At 26.4% G+C, this 24,633-nt stretch carries 23 protein-coding genes; 17 read left to right on the top strand and 6 right to left on the bottom strand.

What is annotated here, in order from left to right; genetic code table 4:
• Positions 1-31 precede the first annotated feature (31 nt).
• From SCANT_RS04165 to SCANT_RS04145, 5 genes are all read left to right on the top strand, one after another.
• Positions 32-772, top strand: coding sequence for a helix-turn-helix domain-containing protein (locus SCANT_RS04165; RefSeq protein WP_053946467.1), 741 nt, complete (start codon positions 32-34; stop codon positions 770-772).
• 74 nt (positions 773-846) lie between these two features.
• Positions 847-3,441: a PTS glucose transporter subunit IIABC gene (locus SCANT_RS04160; RefSeq protein ID WP_053946466.1), complete on the top strand. Its 2,595-nt coding sequence runs from the start codon at positions 847-849 to the stop codon at positions 3,439-3,441.
• Positions 3,442-3,443: 2 nt separating this feature from the next.
• Positions 3,444-4,385 carry an ROK family protein gene (locus SCANT_RS04155; protein ID WP_053946465.1) on the top strand — a complete coding sequence of 314 codons (942 nt, stop codon included), beginning with the start codon at positions 3,444-3,446 and terminating at the stop codon, positions 4,383-4,385.
• Entirely contained in the window at positions 4,363-5,772 is a 1,410-nt protein-coding gene (locus tag SCANT_RS04150) for a glycoside hydrolase family 1 protein (RefSeq protein ID WP_053946464.1), read from the top strand. Before SCANT_RS04155 ends, SCANT_RS04150 begins: the two co-directional genes overlap by 23 nt.
• Positions 5,772-7,226 carry a glycoside hydrolase family 1 protein gene (locus SCANT_RS04145; RefSeq protein WP_053946463.1) on the top strand — a complete coding sequence of 485 codons (1,455 nt, stop codon included), beginning with the start codon at positions 5,772-5,774 and terminating at the stop codon, positions 7,224-7,226. The genes SCANT_RS04150 and SCANT_RS04145 overlap by 1 nt, the downstream gene beginning before the upstream one ends.
• Before the next feature lie 71 nt (positions 7,227-7,297).
• Here SCANT_RS04145 and SCANT_RS04140 read toward each other — a convergent pair whose 3' ends face one another.
• The 3 genes from SCANT_RS04140 to SCANT_RS04130 form a co-directional block, all read right to left on the bottom strand.
• Positions 7,298-7,699, bottom strand: a complete 402-nt coding sequence (locus SCANT_RS04140) for an HIT family protein (protein WP_053946462.1) — start codon at positions 7,697-7,699, stop codon at positions 7,298-7,300.
• 67 nt (positions 7,700-7,766) lie between these two features.
• Positions 7,767-9,527, bottom strand: coding sequence for a lipoprotein (locus SCANT_RS04135; protein ID WP_053946461.1), 1,761 nt, complete (start codon positions 9,525-9,527; stop codon positions 7,767-7,769).
• Positions 9,527-11,797, bottom strand: a complete 2,271-nt coding sequence (locus SCANT_RS04130; protein ID WP_053946460.1) for a lipoprotein — start codon at positions 11,795-11,797, stop codon at positions 9,527-9,529. The genes SCANT_RS04135 and SCANT_RS04130 overlap by 1 nt, the downstream gene beginning before the upstream one ends.
• Positions 11,798-11,958: 161 nt before the next feature.
• Between SCANT_RS04130 and sufC the strand changes: the two genes are divergently transcribed.
• From sufC to SCANT_RS04100, 6 genes are read left to right on the top strand one after another with little or no spacing between them, the layout of a single operon-like run.
• Positions 11,959-12,702 (top strand): Fe-S cluster assembly ATPase SufC, encoded by a 744-nt coding sequence (gene sufC / locus SCANT_RS04125; RefSeq protein ID WP_053946459.1) that lies wholly within the window; start codon positions 11,959-11,961, stop codon positions 12,700-12,702.
• Positions 12,702-13,472, top strand: coding sequence for a SufB/SufD family protein (locus tag SCANT_RS04120; protein ID WP_053946458.1), 771 nt, complete (start codon positions 12,702-12,704; stop codon positions 13,470-13,472). Before sufC ends, SCANT_RS04120 begins: the two co-directional genes overlap by 1 nt.
• Positions 13,472-14,686 carry an aminotransferase class V-fold PLP-dependent enzyme gene (locus SCANT_RS04115; protein WP_053946457.1) on the top strand — a complete coding sequence of 405 codons (1,215 nt, stop codon included), beginning with the start codon at positions 13,472-13,474 and terminating at the stop codon, positions 14,684-14,686. Before SCANT_RS04120 ends, SCANT_RS04115 begins: the two co-directional genes overlap by 1 nt.
• 15 nt (positions 14,687-14,701) lie before the next feature.
• Entirely contained in the window at positions 14,702-15,136 is a 435-nt protein-coding gene (locus SCANT_RS04110) for an iron-sulfur cluster assembly scaffold protein (RefSeq protein WP_053946456.1), read from the top strand.
• Between the two features lie 4 nt (positions 15,137-15,140).
• Positions 15,141-16,553 carry a Fe-S cluster assembly protein SufB gene (sufB, locus tag SCANT_RS04105; protein ID WP_053946455.1) on the top strand — a complete coding sequence of 471 codons (1,413 nt, stop codon included), beginning with the start codon at positions 15,141-15,143 and terminating at the stop codon, positions 16,551-16,553.
• 25 nt (positions 16,554-16,578) lie between these two features.
• Positions 16,579-17,337: a hypothetical protein gene (locus SCANT_RS04100; protein WP_053946454.1), complete on the top strand. Its 759-nt coding sequence runs from the start codon at positions 16,579-16,581 to the stop codon at positions 17,335-17,337.
• A gap of 41 nt (positions 17,338-17,378) precedes the next feature.
• Here the strand turns inward: SCANT_RS04100 and SCANT_RS04095 are convergent, their stop codons facing one another.
• Positions 17,379-17,834, bottom strand: a complete 456-nt coding sequence (locus SCANT_RS04095) for a hypothetical protein (protein ID WP_053946453.1) — start codon at positions 17,832-17,834, stop codon at positions 17,379-17,381.
• 32 nt (positions 17,835-17,866) lie between these two features.
• On the bottom strand, positions 17,867-18,106 hold the full coding sequence (locus SCANT_RS04090; RefSeq protein WP_053946452.1) for a NifU family protein: 240 nt from the start codon (positions 18,104-18,106) through the stop codon (positions 17,867-17,869).
• 88 nt (positions 18,107-18,194) lie between these two features.
• On the opposite strand from SCANT_RS04090, the gene SCANT_RS04085 reads away from it, so the two are divergent.
• From SCANT_RS04085 to SCANT_RS04060, 6 genes are all read left to right on the top strand, one after another.
• Positions 18,195-18,521: a S1 RNA-binding domain-containing protein gene (locus SCANT_RS04085; protein ID WP_053946451.1), complete on the top strand. Its 327-nt coding sequence runs from the start codon at positions 18,195-18,197 to the stop codon at positions 18,519-18,521.
• Positions 18,522-18,543: 22 nt separating this feature from the next.
• Entirely contained in the window at positions 18,544-19,824 is a 1,281-nt protein-coding gene (locus tag SCANT_RS04080; RefSeq protein ID WP_053946450.1) for a glucose-6-phosphate isomerase, read from the top strand.
• Positions 19,825-19,893: 69 nt separating this feature from the next.
• Complete coding sequence (locus SCANT_RS04075; protein ID WP_053946449.1) at positions 19,894-20,397, top strand: dUTP diphosphatase; 504 nt, start codon at positions 19,894-19,896, stop codon at positions 20,395-20,397.
• Positions 20,398-20,426: 29 nt separating this feature from the next.
• The gene (locus tag SCANT_RS04070) at positions 20,427-21,542 is read left to right on the top strand and encodes a hypothetical protein (protein WP_053946448.1); all 1,116 of its coding nucleotides are present in this window, start codon (positions 20,427-20,429) and stop codon (positions 21,540-21,542) included.
• 1 nt (position 21,543) lies between these two features.
• Complete coding sequence (locus SCANT_RS04065) at positions 21,544-22,278, top strand: TrmH family RNA methyltransferase (RefSeq protein WP_053946447.1); 735 nt, start codon at positions 21,544-21,546, stop codon at positions 22,276-22,278.
• A 19-nt stretch (positions 22,279-22,297) separates the two neighbouring features.
• Positions 22,298-23,713: an NADP-dependent glyceraldehyde-3-phosphate dehydrogenase gene (locus tag SCANT_RS04060; protein WP_053946446.1), complete on the top strand. Its 1,416-nt coding sequence runs from the start codon at positions 22,298-22,300 to the stop codon at positions 23,711-23,713.
• Positions 23,714-23,788: 75 nt separating this feature from the next.
• On the opposite strand, the gene SCANT_RS04055 is transcribed toward SCANT_RS04060, so the two are convergent.
• Positions 23,789-24,466 (bottom strand): type 1 glutamine amidotransferase domain-containing protein, encoded by a 678-nt coding sequence (locus SCANT_RS04055; RefSeq protein WP_053946445.1) that lies wholly within the window; start codon positions 24,464-24,466, stop codon positions 23,789-23,791.
• Between the last annotated feature and the right edge of the window lie 167 nt (positions 24,467-24,633).

Genomic DNA, 24,633 nt, shown 5'->3' with positions numbered 1-24,633 from the left:
ATTATAGAGAAAATACAAGGAGCAATTATGTATGAAATCAATTTTTTCAAAATTGGAAAATTTAACAAGAGAATATAAAAACACAAGCGATAAAATAATTGCAATTAATGTTATAAATGCAATGAGAAAAAAACAAATATTGACTCAAAAACAACTTGCTAAAATTTGTTTTGTTTCAGAATCAAAAATCACAAAATTTATTCAAAATATTGGAGAACCAAATTATAAGCTCTTTATTTCTAAACTAAAAAGTGAACATTTTTTATATGATTCAATTAATAAAGCTAATTTAAAAATGAATATTATTCATTTAATTGAAATGTGATGTAGAGTGAATTATGAGTTTATTAAAAATTTAGCAGAGGAAATAAAAGTAACTAAAAATATTAATATTTTTGCTTCTGCACAAACAGTTTGAATTGCAGAGGGCTTAAAAGACATATTAGTAAATTATAATAAGCGCCCCTTAGTAATTTATAAAAATTTTAATATTTTTAATGAACCAGAAATTGATAGTGAGGACTTAAATATTGTTTTTTTATACGGTAGAGATATTTTTACACTTAATTCATATTTAAAATTAATTAATAATAAAACAAATCCATCAAAAAATTTTTTAATTGCTTCAGAAACAAACTATGATACAAAAATATTGAATTGCAATAATTCTTTAAAGTTGGATTATTTTAGTAATAATAAATCAAATATTTATAGAAATTTAGCTTTATATATTTTGATATCCGAACTTGCAAAAGAGATTGAATCAAAGTAAAACTTTCCGAAAGGGAAAGTTTTTTATTTACTTTTATTAATGGACTATTATCTATTTGAGGAGGAAGTAAATAAATGAGTATAAAACTTTATGCTCCAGTTGATTGTGAAGTTAAACGTGTTGAAAAATGTTCTGATGAAGCCTTTGCTAATAAAATGTTAGGAGATGGAATTTTAATAATTCCTAAAAATAACATATTTTTTTCACCTTTTTTTAATGCAAAAGTGAAAATGATATTTAATACAAAGCATGCATATAAATTTGAAGTTGAAGGCTTTAATGTATTACTTCATTGTGGACTGGAAAGTGTGAATTTAAATGGTAAATATTTTGAAACTGATTTAAAAATAAATCAGGAGGTTGATTTAAAAACAAAGTTATTTTCTGTTGAAATAATTGAATTAGAAAAGTTAAATATTTTAACAGAAACACCAATAGTGTTTGAAGATCCAAAAATAAAAATACCATATTTTGAAGAAAGAATTTATAAAAAGGGAGAATTAATTTGTGAAATTAATTTAGAGGATGAAAAAAAATTAGATAATGAAAGTATAGATCCTTATACTTTTTTTGAAACAGATAGTAAATATATAGCAGTAGGTCGTAAAATTAATGAATTTATAGGAGGAAAAGAAAATTATACAAACTTTTATAATTGTGCTACAAGATTACGATTCAAAATAAAAAATAAAGATAAAGTTGATCTAAAAAAAATAAAAGAGCAAGAAATTGTTAAAAGTGTTATATGAAGCAGTGACGAGTTACAAATAATTATTGGTCCAGATGTATATAAGTTAAAAAATGCAATAGGAGAAATAAATGATTCAGGTGATGTTAGTTTTGCTTTAAAAGAAAAAGTAAAATCAAATAAACCAAAAGTTTCATTATTCTTTGGAACAATAATGGCAATTATACTTAGAATATTGCCATTTTTGGTTGGATTAAGTTTATTGCAAGCAGCAATAGCTATGTTTCAACAATTGGGTTGAATGCCAGATATTACAACTGACCCCACAAAAGAGACTGGAGATACTATTTATTTATTAAATGCTCCTGTAATTTGAGCAATGATATTTATAATGGCAAGAACATCAATTGTTATGTTAGGAATAATGATTGCATGATCTACTTCTGATTATTTTAAACTAAGACCAGTAATAGGAATTGGAATTGGTGCAATTCTATGTTCACCATATTTGTTTGTAAGTGGTGGACCAAATGGAATGGGAGAACATATTGTTATTTTTGAATTATGAGATCAACCACTTGATCCAAAAAATCCAGTAACTCTTTTTTTAAAACAACTTTCCGAAGTTCGTTTAAATGGGATGAATACTAAACCACTTGTAATTTTACCAACAATTTTATTGGCTAAAAAAATGGATGATAAAATTGGAGAATGAATGCCTCCTTCATTGGAATTAATTGGTAGACCCTTTTTAATATTTATAACAACATTACCAATTGCATTTTTAATTTTTAGCCCAATTTGGAACGTAATTGAAGCACTAATGGCCATTTTTGTTTTCTATTTTAAAAATATACCATTCGGTTTAGGAATTGGATTTTATGTGGCTTTTTGACAAATTGCTATTATCTTTGGTATACACAGTATTCTAGCAATGGTTCAATTTCTTGACCATATAATTAATGGAGGACAAACTGAAATTGGTGTAGCTGGAGGAATTTCATTATTTGCCCAGTTTGGAGCTTTAGTTGCTGTCATAATTGTTACAAAAAATATTAAACTGCGAAATCAGAGTATAGGACTTATAACAGCTGCTGTAATTGGTGTTACAGAACCAATTCTATATCAAGTTAATTTACCTAAACGTCGACCATTATATTCTGGGATCATAGGAGCCTTTGTATTTGGTACATTATCTGGTCTATTAGGTATAACAACAAGGGCTAAAACGGGATGGGGCTTTCTGGAACTAATTGGATATTATTCTGATCCAATCTTAGGGGGCACATCCGACATCTCACCTTTAGCAAATGGTTTAATGTATACTTTTTGTTGTCTTGGTTCATTCTTATTATCAGGAGTAATTTGTGTTTTCTGATTTAAAGAGCGTAAATCAGAAAAAAAATTAGTAAAAGAAGTTACAAATAACTTAGTGAAATTAGTTAAATTACAAGACGGACAAAGTTCATTGGAATTTAAAACAGAGGTTTATAAAATAAATAAAATGTTAAATAGTATGAATGAAAAGATGATTAAGGAATATGAGATTAAAATTCAAAACTTAGTACTAGTTAGAACCAAAATTCAAATGTTAAATAGCAAACTTGAAAAGGCAAAAGAAAGAATTTTACTTAAAGGTAAAAAACTTATGAATGAAAATAAAATTGAAAAAGCAAATAAACTTATTTCAAAATATAAAATACTAATTGAAAAATACGATGTTTCAGATTTTGAAAAAAAATTGCTTTTAATTGAAAAGGAAATTGATTTTAAAACTTTAGATTTATTAATATCAAATAATTTAAATGAAGTATCAGAAGTTCTAAATAAATATAAACAAAAAATTGGAGAAAATAAGATAGAACAAGTAAAAAATAATTATAATAATGCCTTAAATGCTTTACGTATTAATTATGAACTAGATGTTCAAAATGATAATATTTTAAACTTTGAAAAAGAATTTAAAATGCTGAGAGGATAAAAATGAGAAGATATACATTTGATATTGGTGGTATGGGAATTAAATTTATCTTATTTGATAATCAAAAAAAGATTGATTCTCAGATAATAAAATTTGAGCAAAATGAAAGAATGAGAAATACAATAAGTTTTCAAATAGAATTAATTACAGTTATTGAAGAAATCAAGAAAATATTAAATTTAGAAAAAGATAATTTTGAATTAGCAATTTTAATACCAGGAATTGTAGATTCAGTTAACAAACAGGTTTTAAGCGATTCAGCAATTTGCAATGTAAATTTAGATCTTCCAAAAATTTTTTCACAGTATAAAAATTGTAAAAAATTTATAATTGAAAATGATGCAAGAGCAGCTTTAATTGGAGAATATTATTATCGCAATGATTCAAAAATTAAAACGCAGATCCATTTAACAATTGGAACTGCATTAGGCGTAGCTATGATTATTAATAATAAAATTTATAAAGGAAATACGCTTAAAGCAGGAGAAATAGGCAAAGGGTTTTTCAGTTTAAGTATTGAAGAAAATTTACCAATTGTAGCTTACTGTGGAGTTGGTGCAGTATTATTTAAATATAAAATGGCAACTAAAGCAGAAGAGTTTATTGATGGTAAAAAGGCTTTTAGCTTATATGAACAAAAAGATCCGATCATGCTTAAGTTATTTGAAGAACTAGTTACTGGTCTTACTAAATTAATTATTAATTTGGATTTTATTCTTGATTATGACTTACTTACTTTGGGTGGGGGAATTAGCAATAATGAAAAATTTGTTAATTTAATAAAGGCAAAACTAAATGAACTTGAAAACTTTAATTATGAAGGACGTATTCTTTATCAAAACTTAGATGCCAAAAATAAAGTAGAAGTTGCTAAATTAAAAAATGAAGCTGCTTGTTATGGCGGAATGTATATTTTAGAAAATGGAGATAAAATTTATGAGTAAAATTAGAAATGACTTTTTATGAGGAGCTTCGACTAGTGCATATCAAGTTGAAGGTTCAATATCTGAAGATGGTAAAGTTAGTTCAATAATGGATGATGTTGCTAATAGAGACAACTATTCAAAAGATATTACTGACTTTCGTGATGCTTCTGGACATTATAAGAATTGAAAAGAGGATGTAAAATTATTTGCAGAAATGGGAATGAAATCTTATCGCTTTTCAATCTCTTGACCAAGAATTATGAAAAATCTTAAAGGTGATGTCAATGAGCAAGGAATTAAATTTTATAGTGATTTAATTGATGAATTAATAAAATATAAAATTGAGCCTGTTGTAACAATTTATCACTTTGATGCTCCCAATTTTATTTTTGAAGATGGTAAGTTTACAGATAAAAGATTTATACAGTTATTTGAAAATTACTGTAAAGTTTTATTTGAAGCTTATGGAAGTAAAGTTAAATATTGATTAACAATTAATGAATTAAATATGTTTGCAATGGCATCATCAGCAATTGGTATATTAAAAAGTAATCAAATAATTAATCGATGACAAATAGTACACGCCTTAAATGTAGCTCAAGCACGTGCTATAAATTTATGTCATGAAATGCTACCAAATGCAAAAATAGGACCAGCTCCAAACTTAGGATGTATCTATACAAATAGTTCAAAGCCAATTGATTATACAGCTAAATTAAATATGGATCTTGTGCGAAATTGAGTCTATTTAGATATTGCTTGTAAGGGTCACTACAGTAAAACTTTTTTAGAATTTGTTAAAAAAAATAATGAGGTTTTTTTAATTGATCCAAAAGATATGGAAGATATTAAAAGAGCAAAACCAGACTTTATTGCCTTTAATTATTATTCTTCAATGACCGTTGAAATGACCAATGAAGAGACAAATATTAAATTAGCTCAGGACCAACAAAGTGGACATACTATTCCAAATTTTGCTGCAGCTGTAAAAAATACAAACTTAGAAAAAACTCAATTTGGTTGAGAAATAGATCCTCAAGGATTTAAGAATACTTTACGTGAAGTTTATGAGCGATATAATCTTCCAATAATGATTACAGAAAATGGAATAGGTGCAAGAGATGTGTTAACTAAAGATGGCAAGATTCATGATACATATCGAATTGAATACTATCAAAAGCATATTTCAAAAATGTTAGAAGCAATTAATGAAGGAGTAGATATTATTGGTTACATGCCCTGAAGTGCAATTGACTTAGTTTCTACTCATGAGGGAATTTCAAAGCGTTATGGTTTTATTTATGTAAATCGAAACGAATTTGATTTAAAAGATATGAAACGATATAAAAAGGATAGCTTTTATTGATATAAAGATTTAATTGCAACAAATGGAGAAAAAATATAATGAAATTTGAAGATAAGGATTTTTTATGGGGTGCTGCAAGTTCAGCAGCTCAAATTGAAGGAGCATATGACATTGATGGTAAATCATTGACTGTAGCTGATTTAATTCCATATATTAAATTAAAAAATAAAAAAGACCTTTCTGAAATTCGCTCTTTGGGCAAAGAAGATTTTTTGGATGGACTTAATCCCAATAGCACTAAAACTTATCCAAAGCGTTTAGGAAATGATTTTTATAATCGCTATAAAGAAGATATCAAATTAATGAAAGATGCTGGTATGAATATTTATCGCCTTTCTGTTTCATGAGCTAGAATTTTTCCAAATGGTGATGAAGAAGTTCCAAATGAAGCAGGACTTGCTTTTTATGAACGTGTCTTTAAAGAATGTCGCAAACAAAATATGGAAATTATGGTAACTTTAAGTCACTTTGATTTTCCTTATCCAATTCTTGAAAAGTACAATGGTTTATTAAATCGCAAAGTTATTGAAATGTTTGTTAAATATGCTAAAACATTAATTGAGCGTTTTTCGAAATATGTCAAATATTGATTACCTTTTAATGAATTAAATATTTGTTTGATGCATACACATATAGGATTAGGTTTTTTTAGTGAAAAAACCAATAATCATATGGATATTATAAGAAAGTCCTTTCAAGGATTACATCACTTATTTATTGTTCAAGCAGAAATAATTAAATTTGCAAAAAAATATCCTGATATTAAAGTTGGGTGTATGGTATCTGATATGACAACATATTCTTATGATTGTAATCCAATCAATGTTCTTAATAATTTAAAACAAGAGCAAATTCGTAAATGATTTTTCTTTGATGTAATGGTAAGAGGTGAATATCCACGATATTCTAAGCGCTTTTTTAAAGAAAACAACATTGAATTTACTATTGCAGAAGGTGATATGGAACTGTTGAAAAATAACCCAATTGATTTTATTTCATTTAGTTATTATCAAACTCATACTACTTCAGTTACTGAAAATGTTGGTCAAAGCCAAGGGAACTTAATTGATGGAGGAATAAATCCGTATTTAAAACAAACTGAATGAGGATGACAAATTGATCCAGTAGGCTTACGCTATGAGTTAAATCAACTATGAGATCGATATCAATTACCGTTATTTATTTCTGAAAACGGGATTGGCGCTATTGAAAAATTGGATAAAAATATGACAGTTGAAGATGATTATCGTATTGAATATTATCGTGAACATTTTCTTCAAATTAACGAAGCTATTAAAGATGGTGTAAATGTATTTGGTTATACAATGTGAACTTCAATTGATTTAGTAAGTGGCTCAACAAGTGAATTTGATAAGCGTTATGGAATTGTCTATGTGGATTATGATGACTATCATAATGGAACAGGTGATAGATTTTTAAAAAAATCATATCATTGATTTAAAGAGTTTATGAGAACAAAAGAATTAAAATAAAAATTGAAGAACTACAATTAATTTAATTAATACAATAAAAACTTTATAAAAAAAATAGTTACATATAGTAACTATTTTAATTTTTTATAGATTTTGTCAATATCGCTTAAATATTCCGGTTTATTGTTTATTTTAAAGCCATATCCTTGCTCTTTTACAAATTTAGGGATAATGTGCTCATGATAGTGAAATACCATTTGAAAGGCCTCTGAACCTTGATTAGAGACGTAATTCATTCCTTTTGCATTCAATTTTTCTCTTAACATTTTAGCCACAATTTTTTTAGTCTTGGCAACTTCTTGTAGATAGAAATCATCAGTTTGCTCATAGTTTTCAAAGTGCTTTTTTGGGATAACCAAAGAGTGACCATCACTGTTTGGGAAAATATCTAGAAAGGCTAGGGTATGTTCATTTTCATAAAATACCTTAGATTCCATTTCTTTGTTAATGATTTTACAAAAAATACAATCCATATTTTAATTCCTCTTTTCTTAAATATTTTATAAAAAAAATAAACCTTGTGTAGGTTTATTTTGAACTTTATTCGTCTTTATCATCTTCACTTTTAATATATGTTCCAATTTTATCTCATAGTCCTGCATAATATACATCATCTTTATCTAAGTATTTTGTATATATGATTGTTTTTGCCAATTCACTTGAAGTAGCATCTTTTGAAATTCCATACATTATTTGGTTTAATAAAGCATTTTGTTTTTCAGAATTTTGAGCTAATTCAGCTACATCTTTTGAATGAAGAGTTGAGTTATTTTTATTATTTCATCTCTCTTTATAAATAGAATCATTTCCGATAGTATTACTGAATTTTATTTTACTTTCTTCGTCTTTTCCTTTACCAACAATTTTATAAGTTGGATCTTCATTTGCATCTTCATTTGAACCATCAACTGTACCAGATCCACCTAATAATTCAATCATATAGATTGGAAGAACAATTACTAAATCTGCATAGTTATTATTTTCTGAATCGATAGTTAGGAAGTTTTCAGAACTTGATTTTATAATACCTGGACCATTATTTCATGATTTAACTTTAGATTCATAAGCTTTACCTGCAATTGGACTTTCTCCAATTGCATTTTCACCATCATAAATAGTTAATCCTTGGAAACCTTGTAATCCAAAGTATGAGTCATAAGCAGTTTTATTATCTTTAATTGGTTTTTCAGTACCATTGAAAATACCAACAATATCTTTAATTGATTTACCTTTTATTAAAGCACCACTACTAATATTTAATAGATCTTTTTTATCGTTAATTACTTTATTTATGTTAGTAATTGCCTCAGCTTTAGTAATATCAAATTTTAAAGTTCAAACCATTTTAACATTTGATTTTCAATACTCATTAATTGAAGTTTCATTTAATGTTTGTGTTTTTGAAAACATTGCTGAAGATGGATTTATAAAAGGTGCCTTTTGATTATCACCAAATGTTTTAGTATCAAACATTGTTGATTTTAAATATGAATTTGTTAGAAGATTATCATTGATATCTTCTAACAGTTTTGATTCAAAATAATCTTGAAATCTTAAATACAATGCTGTTTTTGCACTAATTTGTTTAAATTCTCCATCATTATTTTTAACTCAAAACATTGATGAACCGTTTTCTTGGTATTCTTTTGTTAAATCTTCAATTTGAGGTAGTTTACTTGTTCCCCCAATTGGACCTTCTTTTCCTTGTTCATTTGAAAATTTTCAAATACTATTTTCATCAGTTGGAGCACTTTCAGATATGTAAATATAAGGATTTTCATTGCTTAACTCAATTTGCTCACTATTGATATCATTTACTTTTGTTTCATTATTTTGAATATTTAAATTATAATTGTTTCTTATAGCTCAATAGTCAAGTCTTGTAGTACCAATTGACTTTGTGTAATCTTCAAATAATTTATTTTCAGCTATTGTTCTTGATTCAAGACTATATTTAGTTTTAAATGCTTCTTCTATTCCTGTTTCTTTATCAGAAGTATAAAATTCTTTAAAATCTAAATTTCTAAACATATTGTTTGTTGAATCAAAACTGTATTGTAATGATAATAATTCGTTTACCATGTTAACAATTACTGTTTCAATTTGAGCATCTGTAAATAGTGAACCAAAATCAATATTTGCAAGATCTTTATTACCTGAAATTTGTACTAATAATTTTTTAGCTAGTTCTTTATTTAATTTTGGACTAGTTATTCTTTCTTTTGTACCACAAGCAACAACAAGAGAAGGGGTAGATACAGTTAATGACACTGCACTAAGTATTCCTAATAATCTTTTCATTATTTAATACCTCCCTTATTGAAATTTAAATACGAACTTTCAATGTTTTTTATTACTAAATTATAGTCAAATACAATTGAACTTAAATCATTGCTTAAATTTCTATTACTTGGAATTTCTTCACTTACTTTAACTTTTGGTTTTCAAAATGATTCAATTGTGTTTGAAACAATATCTTCTTTATACTCATCATTTTTTAAAAGTTTCTTTGGATAACCACTAGCATCAGTTTTTGTTTTAATTTCGTCTGTTCATTTTTCACTTGCTTCAATAAATAAGATAGCTGGGTCAATTGCTGCTAAACTTTGTTTTGAATTAACTGCAGCGTAGAATCAAGATTGAGTTTTTTTAATAACTTCTTCTTCTTGACTTTTTTCTTCACTTACATTGAAACTAATGTAGTTATCAATAAATTCTTCTTGTTTAAATGAATCTTTTTTATCATCTTTTACTTTTGAAATTGTTTTAAAGTAATCAAATACTGATGTCATTCAATGTGAAGCTCCACCTTCTGTTGAAGAAGATACTTGTGCTCATGATTTAACTTCTGACATAACATCAAAGCTTGAAGCAGAACCTGCAATACCTTTCAACATTGAAGAATTTGTTAAATAATGTAAATAGGGATTTACTATTGTTTTATTTAAATTATCGTAAGCTTCGCTTTTGTTTGTTTGTAAAGCAGCTACTTTTTCATTATCTTGTAAAGCATTGTACTTTTTAAATTCATTTAATTCATTTAATGTATGTTCATTAATTTTGCTTTCTTTAATTCCTTCTTGGCGCAGTCCTTCTTTTGGAGCTCCCTTAGAATCTTTAAAGTATTTGTAGCCATCAATTTGAACTATATGTAACCCAGTTGAATCAACATAATAAACTCTTCCTTTATCTTCATCATAAACATAAAATTTCTCTGCTTTTTCGTTTCTTGAAATTTCATTAATTAATGATTCTAAATCACCTTTAGAGTAAGGTTTTCCATTTTTGTTCTCACCTAGAATAAAGTCATAGACAACAGCTCTCATATCTTGAGTAAAGTCTGCTGAATTACTTAAAGTCATAAGTTTATCGTAGTTTTTAACAGTTGCCTTTGGATGTTTATCAGTTTTTCCTTCAACCATTCATCTTCTTCATGTATCTCCAGTTTCATTATCTGATGATATTTGAGTTAACAGTTCTTCAGTGTTTACTTGATCATTTCCATCTAATGATTTAAAATCTGCTACTGTAACTCCATCATCGAATGAACCATTTTCTGAAAATGGAATAACAACTTCACTTATAGCAAGAGGGGCTTGAGTATTGTAGAAACGATCTAAGAAAAATTTCTGTGAATTACTTAAGAAACCTGCTCTTGAGTTATTTGTATCACTTATTGTGAAATTGTTTATGCTAACTGGTGTATCATTCTTAATTTCTTGTACATCTACTTTAATTGCTTCTTTTGCAGCTGCAACTAATTCTGCATCAGTTGATTCTGAATGCAATTTAGTTTCTTTTCAATCTTTTGAAACATCAGTTAATGAGTTGTTAATTTGAGCTATTTGATCTAAATCTGATTTTAAATAACTAGCAATTGCTGCATCATTGCTTGTATTTTCTTCAACTACTTTTTTTAGCGCATTATATTTTTTCATAATGTCATTTGAGCTAATTCAAGTAACTCCTGTTTGATCAGTGTTAATTAAAACATCTAATAATGTTTTTGAAGCATTATTATTTGAATCTGTTAACAGTATATCTGCTTTGTATTTGTTTTCTAGGAAGTCTTTATTCATTGACTTGACGTCGTCTTGATAAACGCTGTATTTTTCAACAAGCATTTTATTTCATTCTTTTTCTCATTTTTTACCGTGTTCTTTTTTATATACATCTTTTTCATTTGCAATTTGTCTATCAACATTTGAAATAGCATTTGCTCATCTTTCTTTCAAAGTGTTTTTTAAATCATAATTTGTATATAAGTTATCTTCATCTATTGTAAATTTGTTTTCTTCTGAATCTATATTTGCTAGAATAGATAAATTAATCATTTTCAATAAGTCTAAAGTAAGTTTTTCTCTATTTTTTGGACCATTTGAAGAATTAATTAACTTTCATAGAATATCAGTAGATGTAATTTTTGCTTTTCCATCTATTGATTGTAAAAATTGAATAAGAACTGAGTTTCCGTCGTCTTTAACGTCATAGTTTGTACCGCAAGCTACAGCCATTGTTGCTGTTGTTGCTGTTAAACTAACACTTCCTAACAGTGTTAATAATTTTTTCACACCATTCACTCCTTGGTTTGTATCAAAATAATTATAATGAAAAATAACATAAAATAACATTAAATTGCAATTTAATGTTAAATATTTGCTTTTTGCTCTTTTAAAGTTCGCTTAACTTTTACTATAATAATAACTATAATAATAAAGCAAGGAGCTTAGAAATGCACAAATTAGAAATTAAAGAACTATATGTAAGTATAGAGGACAAAGAAATATTAAAAGGAATTAATTTAACAGTTAATTCAGGAGAAATTCATGCTCTAATGGGGCCAAATGGTAATGGAAAGTCGACTTTATTAATGGCAATTATGGGTCACCCCAAGTATGAAATTACATCAGGAGATATCTTAGTTGATGGAAAATCAATTTTAGAAATGGATGTTAATGAAAGAAGTAAAGCTGGTATATTTTTAGCAATGCAAAATCCGCAAACTATTCCAGGGGTTTCAAACTTAGAGTTTTTAAAATATATAGTGAATGCTCACAGTGATGAAAAGAAAAAGTTACAAGAAATCTTTAAAGATATTAAACAAGGAGCTAAGGAATTAGATTTTGACTTAAATATGCTAAAAAGATTTGTTAATGATGGTTTTAGTGGTGGAGAGAAAAAGAAAAATGAAATTTTACAATTAAAAATGTTAAATCCAATTTTTAGTTTAATTGATGAAATTGATTCAGGATTAGATGTTGATGCTTTAGAAGTTGTTTCAAAAAACTTAAATAAAGTTGATTTATCAAGAAATGCAATGGTTATTGTTTCTCACTATGATAGATTCTTTAAAAAAGTAAAACCAACTCATGCACACGTTATTATTGAAGGAAAAATAATAAAAAGTGGTGGAAAAGAGATTGTTGAAAAAATTAACAAAGAAGGTTATACATGAGCAAAGGAACTATCTAAATAATGGTTAATTTAAAATTAAATGAATCATATATAGATTTTAGAAACAAACTACCTAAAACTTTTAATTTTGAAGATAATAAAAGTAAAATTATATTATTAGAAAATACATTTGGAACAATTAATTTAAATATCAAAGAAAATATTGAAATTAACATTATTGTTTTATTCTTACCTTCAAAAGAAAAAAGTCAAAAAGACTTTAATTTGAATTTTAATCTAAGTAAAAACTCTTCTTTAAATTTGAAAATATCAAATATTGCAAATTATGATTGTAATGATAATTTCACTATTAATTTAAATGAAGAAAATACTGCTGTGGAGTTTTATAATGCCACAATTATTAATAAAAACTTTAAAAAAAATTCAATCATAAATTCAGTACATAAAGCTCGAAATTCATATTCAAATATAAGAACATATGAAGTTTTAAAAGATACCTCAAAGGGCTTTATTAGATGTATTAGTGATATTAAAAAGGGTTCAAATCAAGCAGAAGCACACCAGGAATTAAGGTTATTAGTTCTAGATAAGAAAGCAAAAGCTGATTCTGATCCAGTTTTATTAATTGATGAAAATGATATTGTAGCAAGTCATGCTAATGCAATTGGTATGCTTGACCCAGATCAAATATTTTACTTGCTTTCAAGAGGTTTAAATGAAACTCAGGCACAAGAACTGATTATTAATGGTTATTTTGAGCCTGTATTTCAAGAAATTGAAGATGAACAATTGCTAAATTACTTAAAACAACAATTAAAAGGGATGATTTAATGAATTTTAAAGATAATTTTTCATATTTTAAGAATAATAGTCAAGAGATTTACTTTGATTCAGCAGCAACATCAATTAAATTTGATAAGGTTATACAAGCTCAAAGCGACTATGATTTAAAAATTGGTGCAAATACCCACAATAATTTATTTAATAATGCTTATAAAGCTAATGAAATGCTTAATGATACTAGAATTAAAATAGCCAAATTTATTGGTATTGAAGATAAAAATGAAATTATATTTACAAGTGGAACAACTCATTCATTAAATCAATTAGCATTTGGTATGAGAAATTATTTAAAAGCAAATGATGAAATTTTAGTTACAAAATTGGAGCATTCATCTAATTTATTGCCTTGGATGGTTTTAGCCCAAGAGGAAAAATTGAAGTTAGATTATTTAGAATTAAATGAAAATTTTTTGATAGATGTTTCTAAAATTAAAAATAAAGTAACTAAAAAAACTAAAGTTATTTCTTTTGCAATGAATTCCAATACAATTGCTGGATTAAATGATGTAAAAAAGATAGTTAAAGAAATTAGAAAATTAAATAAGAATATAATAATAGTTTTGGATTTAGCACAATCAATAAAACAAAATAAAATTAGTATTAAAGATTTAGATGTTGATTGTGTTGCATTTTCTGCTCATAAAATTTATGGACCTTTTGGATTGGGTATTTTATGAGCAAGAAAAGAAATTTTAGAATTTTTAAAACCTATTTTTTATGGTGGGGGCAATAATACAAGTATTGGTATTAATAATTATAAATTAGCACCAATTCCTGAAAAGTTTGAAGCAGGAACTCTTAACTTGTCAGCAATTTATGCTTTTAATATTTGTTTAGATGTGCTAGAAGATTTAAAAATAGATAAAATGATTGCTTATGAAGAGGAATTAAAAAAATATTTTAGAAGTAAAGTCAAGAAAATTGACCATTCAAAATTTGAATTTTATAATCTTGAAAATGATCAACCAATTGTTTTGTTTAATTTAAAAAATGTAAATTCTCAAGATTTTGGAGCGTTTCTAAATAAAAAATATAATATCTCAGTAAGAGTTGGAAAGCACTGCTCAAGATTAGCAAATGAACTTTTTAAAGTCAGTTCTACAATAAGAGCAAGTTTTTCAATTTATAACACAAAAGAAGATATTGATAAGTTCATTGAAGCTTTAAAAGATTGTGATAATTGAGTTAATGAAATTTTATAAAAGGGGGATTATGTAATGTTTGATAAAAATGATAAGATTCAATTAAGGCAAATAATTATGGAGCATTATACGCAACCAGATTTTAAAGGCCTTATTAAAAATGATAAATCAATTATTAAATTTCAAGATTCACCAACTTGTGCTGATGAAATTAATGTTCAATTATTAATTGAAGGTGAAAAAATTGTAGAGGCAAGATTTGAAGGCAATGCTTGTGCTATTTCAACTGCTTCAACTGATATCTTATGCTCAAAACTACTAAATTTAACTCGTCAAGATGCTCAAAAGCAACTTGTCAATTATTTTAATATGATAGCGGGCAATGATTATGATGAAGATATTTTAGATGAATTAATAGCTTTTTGAGAAATAAATAAGCAAGGCAATAGAATTAATTGTGCTCTTTTAGGAGCAGATGGCTTAAAGTGAATTCTAAACAAGGAGGTGTAAGGATATGAAAAAATTAAAACAAGAAGAAGAAATTAAACAAATATCAGATTATAAATATGGTTTTAATGAAGGTGAAGTTTCAACTTATAAAGTTCAAAAGGGTTTAAATGAGAGTGTTGTGAGAGAAATATCAAAACACAAAAATGAGCCACAGTGAATGTTAGATTATCGATTAGAAAGTTTAAAGGTTTTTGAAAAAAAATCTCAACCAAGTTTTGGACCAGATTTAAATTGAATTGATTTTAATGATTATTATTACTATACTGAGGGAGCTGGGAAAACTGTAAGATCTTGAGATGATATTCCAGATAATATCAAAAGAACTTTTGATCGTCTTGGAATTCCTGAAGCTGAAAAAAATTTCTTAGCAGGAATTAATGCACAATGAGATGCACGTCCAGTTTATGAAAGAATGAATGAAGAGTTAGTTAAACAAGGAGTTCTTTTTACTGATTGTGATACTGCTTTAAGAAAATATCCTGAAATTTTTAAGAAATATTTTGGTCAATTAGTTAAAAATGATGACAATAAATATGCTTCTTTAAATGCAGCTGTTTGATCTGGGGGAACTTTTATTTATGTCCCAAAAGGAGTTAAATTAGAAAAACCCTTACAAGCTTATTTCAGAATTAATTATCAATCTTCAGGACAGTTTGAAAGAACATTAATTATTGTAGAAGATGATGCTGAATTACATTACATTGAAGGATGTACTGCACCAGTTTATTCTGAAAATAATTTACATGCAGCTATTGTTGAAATTTTTGTTGGGAAAAGATCTAGTGTTAGATATACAACAGTTCAAAATTGAAGTGATAATGTTCTAAATTTAGTTACAAAAAGAAGTATTGTTGAAGAAGATGGTAGAATGGAATGAATTGATGGAAATATTGGCTCAAAAGTCAATATGAAATATCCATCTTGTATTTTAAAAGGAGATAGAGCTCAGGGAGATACTATTTCAATTGCAGTTGCTAAAAAAGGTGTTTATCAAGATGCTGGAAGTAAAATGATTCATTTAGGGAAAGAAACTAAATCAAAAATTGTGTCTAAGTCTATTACTTTCCAAGGAGGAACTGCAAATTATCGAGGGCTTGCCTATATTGGTCCTGAAGCTATAAATTCAAAAGCAAGAGTAGAATGTGATACTTTAATTTTAGATAATCAATCACACTCAGATACAATTCCTCAAAATAAGGTTCATAATAATCAATCTCAAATTGAACATGAAGCAACTGTTTCGAAAGTAAGTGAAGAGCAATTATTTTACCTAATGAGTAGAGGACTTGATGAACAAGAAGCTTTAGAAATAATTGTTATGGGGTTCTTAGAACCCTTTACAAAGGAATTACCTTTAGAATATGCAGTTGAATTAAATCAGCTAATAAAAATGGATATGGAAGGTTCTGTAGGTTAAGAAGTCATCAAGAGGAGAAATATTTATGTCTAAAAAAAACGAAATTAAGAAATGATTTAACTATTTTTTCTATGTATGATGTACTTTAGCATTACTTTTTGCAGTCCTATTAGATCTTATTTGTGGAACAGTTTATGATCCGAAAAAAAGTAACTTTGATGTTGCTATTATTGAGCAATCAATTTATTTCTCTGTATGAGTAGCTATTATGACATCTTTTTTTGGTTTAATAAATTGAATTCACATTCACAATAAAAGTATGGCTAAATGAATGGTGGGCAAAAATGCTCATACTTCAATTACGACTTTAAATATAGTAATTTTTATATTATTTAATGTTACATTTATAGTTCAAAAGGGAGATATTATTGGTTTTGATACTTGATATGGTAAAACCAAATCAATAATTGAGCATATTCTAACTCCAATTATTGTGTTAGCATTTTATTTTATTTATCAAAATGAAAAAGTTGAAGATAAATTATTTATTAAAAAATATTGTTGATTTAATTTAATATTTGTAGGTATTTATTCATTTTATATTATTTTAAGAATGAGTATGTTATTAAAATTGAATATTGAAACTAATGAGACATTACCATTAATTCCTTATCCTCAAATTGACCCAACAATAGTTGGTTATCCAATATTTATAGCAGGTACACTTGCTGGTAATTTTGGAACAGTTTTTATTTCAATTTTTTTCAATAAGATGTCTAATATTAAATATGTAGCAATTCAAAAAAATTTAAGTGCAAATAAAACAAATAAAAATATTAACTAAAAAAAACGCTAGCTTATTGCTAGCGTTTTTTAAATATATTTTTAATTAGTTAATGCTTTTTTTGTTACTTTTTTCTTAGTACATTTATAGCAAAATAACGTAGTTAATTCTATTTTAAAACTCATTCTTCCTGTTTTAAATGAAAAATTATTTATTTCAGGAATTGTTTTATCTACTTTTTCAAATCAAAGCATATATTTTTTTGAGTTACATTTCTTTTTACAATTTGTGCATAAAAAAGAATTTATTTCATAACGTTTCAAAATTGCATTTACTTCTGCTAGATATCACTCAAAATCATTTTTTGAATACTCATCTGAAAAATATTTATCAAAGGCATCCAAAATTGCCTTTTCAGCTATATCTAATTTTTGTTTTTTATCATTATATTTTTTTACTAAAAAAGGTATTAACAAAGATGCTGCAAAAACAGTTACTGTTGAAATGGCTGTTAAAATAGTATTAGTTATTTCCATTCCATATGTTAAAAAAATCATAAAATAAGTCTCCTAGTCCATTTTATTTCAAGTTACATTACAAGTTCAACACCATCAATATCATAGGGAAATTCTTCAATTAAAACTCCCTCAACACCTTCTTTAAAAGTTAACTCTGTAAGGCCACATCCAACACAATTACCCTTAAGTCTGATGTAAACAAGTCTATCCTTTATTGCAACAAATTCCATATCTCCACCATCTTGCGTAATATACATTCGCAATTGCTCAAGTGTTGCTTTAACTTTTTCTTCTAAATTATTTTTTTCCAAAAAATCACCTTCTTTTAATAATTTTTTTCAAAATTATTATTTCTACAATAATTTAAGTTTATAATTATTTTGTAAGGAGAGCAATAGGATGTTGAATAAAGGACAAAAAGTAGAAGCGAAGATTACAGCAATCGTTAACTACGGTGCTTTTTGTGAAATTCAAGATGAGAATGAAATAGTTAAAGGACTAATTCACATTTCTGAAATATCTGATTTTTTTGTTAAAAATATCGACGAGTTCTTAGTGATTAATGAATCATATGAAGTCGAAGTTATTGAATATTTAGAAGACAAAAAACAAGTTAAATTGAGTTACAAAGCAAATAGACCGCAGTTATTAAAATCATCTGAAACCAAAATAGCAGAAACAAAAAGTGGTTTTGATAATTTAAAAAATAGCGTAGAATCAAAGTAACAATAAGGAGAGTATTAGCAATATGATAAAAGTGAATTTGAATGAATCAAAAATTAAAAATGATATTAATAAATTTAGGGAAACAAAAATTAAAGAAGTACATGATATGATTGAAAATAAAACTGGTGAAGGTTGTGAATTTTTAGGATGAAACAATTGACCAGTTGAATTTAATAAAAATGAATTAAGTAAAATGAAAAAAGTGGCACAAGAGCTTAGAAATAAAATTGACATTCTTCTAGTTGTAGGAATTGGGGGAAGTTATTTAGGAGCACGTGCAGCTGATGAAATGATCAGAGGTTTGTATACAAAAGATAAAGTAGAGTTAATCTATATTGGAAATACTATATCATCTACATATACTCAACAAGTAGTTGATTATATTAAAGATAAAGAGTTTGGAATTGTAAATATATCAAAATCAGGAACTACAACAGAACCTGGAATAGCTTTTAGAGTATTTGAAAAGCTTTTAGTTGATCTAAAAGGTAAGCAAAATGCAAAGGAAAGAATTGTTGCAGTAACTGATAAAGCAAAAGGTGCTTTAAAACAACTTGCAACAGCAGAAGGCTATGAAACATTTACAATCCCAGATGATATCGGTGGAAGATTTTCAGTATTTACACCAGTAGGTATTTTTCCTTTATTAGTAGCAGGAGTTAATGTTGATGATATCTTTAAGGGAGCTAAAAAAGCTATGCAAGATACAAAAAACATTAATAATGAAGCTTATAAGTATGCAATAGCAAGATATATTTTGCATACTCAAAAAGGTTATAAAGCAGAAACTTTAGTAGGTTATGAATTACAAATGCAAACATTTACAGAATGATGAAAACAATTATTTGGTGAATCAGAGGGTAAAGATGGTAAAGGTTTATTTCCAACAAGTTGCATTTTTTCAACAGATTTACATTCATTAGGACAATTTATTCAAGAGGGTACAAAAAATATATTATTTGAAACAATAATAGATGTTAAAAAACCAAATCTTGATTTAAAAATTCCAAAAAATAGTGAAGATTTAGATGGTTTAAACTATTTAACAAGTAAAACATTTCATGAAATTAATAAGGTCGCGCTTGAAGGTGTAATTGATGCCCACGCAAATACTGGAGAAGTTCCTAATATAATATTAGAATTTGATAAGATGGATGCTGAGATGTTTGGTTATGCAGCTTATTGATTTATGAAAGCATGTGCAATGAGTGGATATTTATTAGGAATCAATCCTTTTAATCAACCAGGAGTTGAAGTCTATAAGGCAAATATGTTTAAATTGCTAAAAAAACCAGGTTTTTAAAAAAAATAAAAAATGATAGGCTACTATCATTTTTTTAAACTAAAATTATTTTATATAGGAGAGAAAAAAATGTTAACAAAAGAAAATTTAATTTATTTAAAAGAAAAACAAATACTTTTAGATAAGTATATTATTGATACAAAAAAGATAGTAGTTGATAAGAAAATAATTAAAAAGAAAATAATTGCATTTCTTGTTGAGGTTTCAGAATTTATTAATGAATATAGAGAATTCAAATATTGGTCAAATAAACCAGCAAGTGAAAGATCAGTAATATTAGAAGAATTAATTGATTGTCTACACTTTATTATTAGTTTGGGAATTGATGTAAATTTTGACTTTTTAAAATTTAATAATAAAATTATAAAGACTAGCAATATTGATACATGAAGTATTAATGTTTATAGAAAGACTTTAATATTTGAAGAAAAATTTAATCTTGAATCTTATGATCATTTATTAGATGAATTTTTATCAATAATGTATATTTTAAAAATAACAACTGATGAAATTATCAATATTTACAATAAAAAAAATGAAATAAATTTTAATAGACAAGATAGTGGATATTAATTTTAGAAAATGAGAAGGAGGTATTAAAAATGGCAAATAAAGATTTTAAAAATATATATAATTATCAACCTTTAGATCCCCATGACCCAAAAATGCCCTCTTTAACAAAAACTCCATCATCTTATGAAAAAACACAAACTCTTGACTTAAACGAACACAAATCAACAAAGGAACCAACACAAGAACTTGTGTTTGAATCAGATAAACCAAAAAAAAAATCAAGTGAAGTTATAATTGAAGGTTTAGAAGATAGCAAAAAAAGTGCTTCAAGTATTATTTCTAAACTAAAAAAACAAAATGAAATTACTCAGACAACAGAATTAGAACCTGAATTAGTTACTAATGATTTTGTTTTTCCTGACCCGAAATCTGAATTAAATATTCTCAATTCTTTTGCTCACAAAAGAATGACATCTTATAAGGAATTAAATGAAACAAAAGCAAGAATAAAGATGTCTCGTGGAGAAGTAAGAATTAAATTAACTCAAGAAGAGATTCAATTAGTTTTAAACAAATTTAAAGCTAAAGTTGTTAAAGTTACTCAAAAAGAAGTAGTTCTAAAAAATAATAAATATGGTTTTGAAATTTATCGAAATGGTTCTGATAAAAGATATTGAGTAGTTGCAACTTGTTTTGAAGAAATATGAGATCCTAAATCTACGAATTATATGAATCTATGAACAGGTAATTCTTTTACAGGCTATGGTTTTCATAACTTTAATGAAACTTTAGAACAAACTGAAACAATGATGACAAAAGGAAAGACTGGTTGAATAATGTGAAAAGATCATGTTATTGACTGAAATAAAGATACTAATCGTTTTTATTCTGGTAGTGAACCTAAGCAATTTAGTTATAATGAATATAAAAAAATTGTAAAATGATACAAAGAGAATAAAATTTGAATTTTAGTAAAACAAGAAAAAGTAAAAGATATTGAAGATTTAATGGAGGAAAATAAAGAAAAAAGAAGAAGAGGAGAAAAGATTCCTGCACTTTCAACAATTCAAGAAAAATTATTGCAACCACCGCGCAAAGCTTCATTAGTTTATGGCTATCCTGTTGCTAATCCAAATTATAAAGGGAAGGACTATGTAAAACCAGAAAATAAATTGTATCAAATTGGTTTTGCCTATAGTGAATAAAATGAAAATAACATCTGTAAGTAATTCTTTAATTGAAGAGGTTTTATCATATAAAGAAAGTAAAATTCAAAAAGAACAAAAAAAATACATTATTGAAGGCCTTAAAATGGTTGATTTAGCACTTCAAAAAGAAGTTGTTGAGTTACTTTTAGTTGAAAGTAAATTAATTGATAAATATAGGAATTTTAATAATGTTATTGAAATTTCAGATAATGTTTCTAAGAAATTAAGTGATCTTAAAACTAATCAAGGAATTTATGCAGTTTGTCGTATTCAAAAAAATCAAGAATTAAAAGGTAATTATCTTATTTTAGATGGCATTCAAGATCCTGGAAATTTAGGAACACTTATAAGAAGTGCTTTTGCTTTTGACTTTAAAAACATTATCTGTTCAAATGATTGTGTTAGTTTTTATAATCCCAAAGTTTTAAGAGCAACACAATCAAATCATTTTAATTTAAATCTTTTAAATGAAGATTTAAACAATTTCATAGATAATTTAAAGCAAAAGAATATAATAATTTTAGGAACTTTATTGAAACAAAAAAGTGATTTACTTGAAAATATTAAGAATAAAAGAGTAGCATTAATTCTTGGCAATGAAGGGCAAGGAATATCAAAAGAAGTTTCTCAAAGAATTGATAAGAATATAGTAATTAAAACTAATGAGGAACTTGATAGTTTAAATGTAGGAGTGGCAGGTTCAATATTAATGAATATTATTTATTCACTTTAGAAAAGGAAAGATATTTAAAATGAGACAATATAATGCATTGATTAATAATAAATTAATTGATAATGGACAATGATTAGAAATAATCAATCCAGCAACTTTAACTGTTGCAGGTAAAGTTAGTGCTCTAAGTGCTAAAGATATAAATGATGCTTTTAAAGTAGCAAGAAAGGCACAGAAAGCTTGAGAAGAAAAAACTTTATTAGATAGAATTAATGCTCTAAAGAAATTTAGAGATTTAATTGATCAAAATAAACAAGAGATTTCTAAAATAATCTCAGAAGAAATTGCAAAAAATTTAAAAGAATCATTAGCAGAAGTTGTTAGAACAATTGAAATTATTGACTATACTTTTGAAGAAGCTAAAAGAATTGAACCTTCAGCATTTACTGGTGAAGGTATGGGTGCACAAAATAAAATTGGAATATTTTCAAGGGTTGCAAAAGGAGTAGTTTTAGCTATTTCACCTTTTAATTATCCATTTAATTTAGCATTAGCTAAAATAATCCCAGCATTAGTAATGGGAAATACTGTAGTATTTAAGCCAGCAACTGCAGGGAGTTTGGTAGGAACTTTCTTATCTAAGTTAGTTATTGAATCTAATTTACCCAAAGGGATTTTTAATATTGTTACAGGAAGAGGGAGAGAAATAGGAGATATTATTACTTCAAATCCTGAAATTGATATGATTTCTTTTACAGGAAGTGTGGGAATTGGAAATCAAATTAGAAAAAATGGTAGTACCACTGATTTAGTTTTAGAACTTGGTGGAAAAGATCCTGCTTTAGTTTTAGATGATTTAAATCTTGATAAATATTGTGATGAAATAATTAATGGAGCTTTTGGCTATTCTGGGCAAAGATGTACTGCTGTAAAACGAGTTTTAGTAAGTAATAAAATTGCAGATAAGTTAGTGCCATTGTTAAAAGCAAAATTGGAGTCATTAAGTGTGGGAATGCCAAAAGACAATGCATTTATTACGCCTGTAATTGATGAAAAATCAGCTGATTTTATTCAAACTTTAATAGATGATGCAAAAGAAAAAGGAGCAAAAATAGTAACTGGTGATAAAAGAAAGAAAAATTTAATGTGACCAACATTGATTGACAATGTTACATTAGATATGAAAGTTGCTTGAGAAGAACCTTTTGGACCTGTCTTGCCAATTATAAGAATTGATTCAATAGAAGAAATGATTGAAATTTCTAATAATTCACAATTTGGTTTACAAGCAAGTATTTTTTGCCAAGATATTTCCAAAGCAATCCAAACCGCTAAAAAAATTAAAACAGGAACAGTTAATATTAATTCAAAACCGTCTAGGGGACCTGATAGTTTTCCATTCTTAGGAATTAAAGATTCAGGTGAAGGAGTTCAAGGAATTAGAGAATCATTGTTGAGTATGACAAGATATATGGGATTAGTTATTAATTATTAAAACAATAAATTAAAAGGAACCAATAAATGGTTCCTTTTAATTTATATATTTTTATTTAATTACTTTTAAAATATTTTAATCTTTAATGAGTAATTTATTTATTGTTTGTGCAAGTTCAATTACAGAGTAAGGGTTTTGTCCAGTAACAATATGACCATCAACAACAACGTGAGATTTAAAAAAACGCTTTTTAATAAAATCTGCACCGTTATTTTTAGCAGCTTGCTCATTTAAAAATGGAACTTTTCTTCTTTTACCACTTAATATTTCTTCAGTCTTTGTAAAACCTGTGATTTTTTTCTTATGAATTAAAAATTCACCATTAGAAGTTTTTACATTAAATAATGCAGCAATACCATGACAAACACTACTAATATAAGCACCATTCTCATAGTTAAATCTTATAAGTTCTTCTATAACAGGATTATTGTAAAAGTCTCACATCACCCCATGACCACCAGTAAAATAAATTAGATCATATTTTTTCTTAATAACATCTTTAATTGATAATGATTGTGATATTGAATTTGAAAAGTCATTTTCTGATTTTAGAATTTCCAAAGATTTTTTATCAGCCATTTTAATACTTCTAGGATCTATTGGAACTTTTCCTCCATTAGGACTAGCAAAGTCAATTTTAAAGTTTGGATGTAACTCTCTAATAAACTCTGTAGCTTCTCCTAGTCACAAACCAGTTTTTTTATTAGTATTTCCATAGGTAGAAATATTAGTTAATACAATTAGTACTTTCATTTTTTTACTCCTTATTTTTAATTATTATAAACAAAATAAAAAGTATAAAAGTTATTTAAAACTAAAAAAATTAACTTGGTAAATGTTATATTGTTTTTAATTTAACAAAAACATTTATTTTTTTATTTTTTTAAATACTTGTCTTTACAATTTAATGGTGCTAAAAT

It is taken from the genome of Spiroplasma cantharicola, from assembly GCF_001281045.1.
GTDB classification, from domain to species: domain Bacteria; phylum Bacillota_I; class Bacilli_A; order Mycoplasmatales; family Mycoplasmataceae; genus Spiroplasma_A; species Spiroplasma_A cantharicola.
Note: the sequence above shows the minus strand (reverse complement) of the source record. Positions and strands in the feature narration are given on the sequence as shown.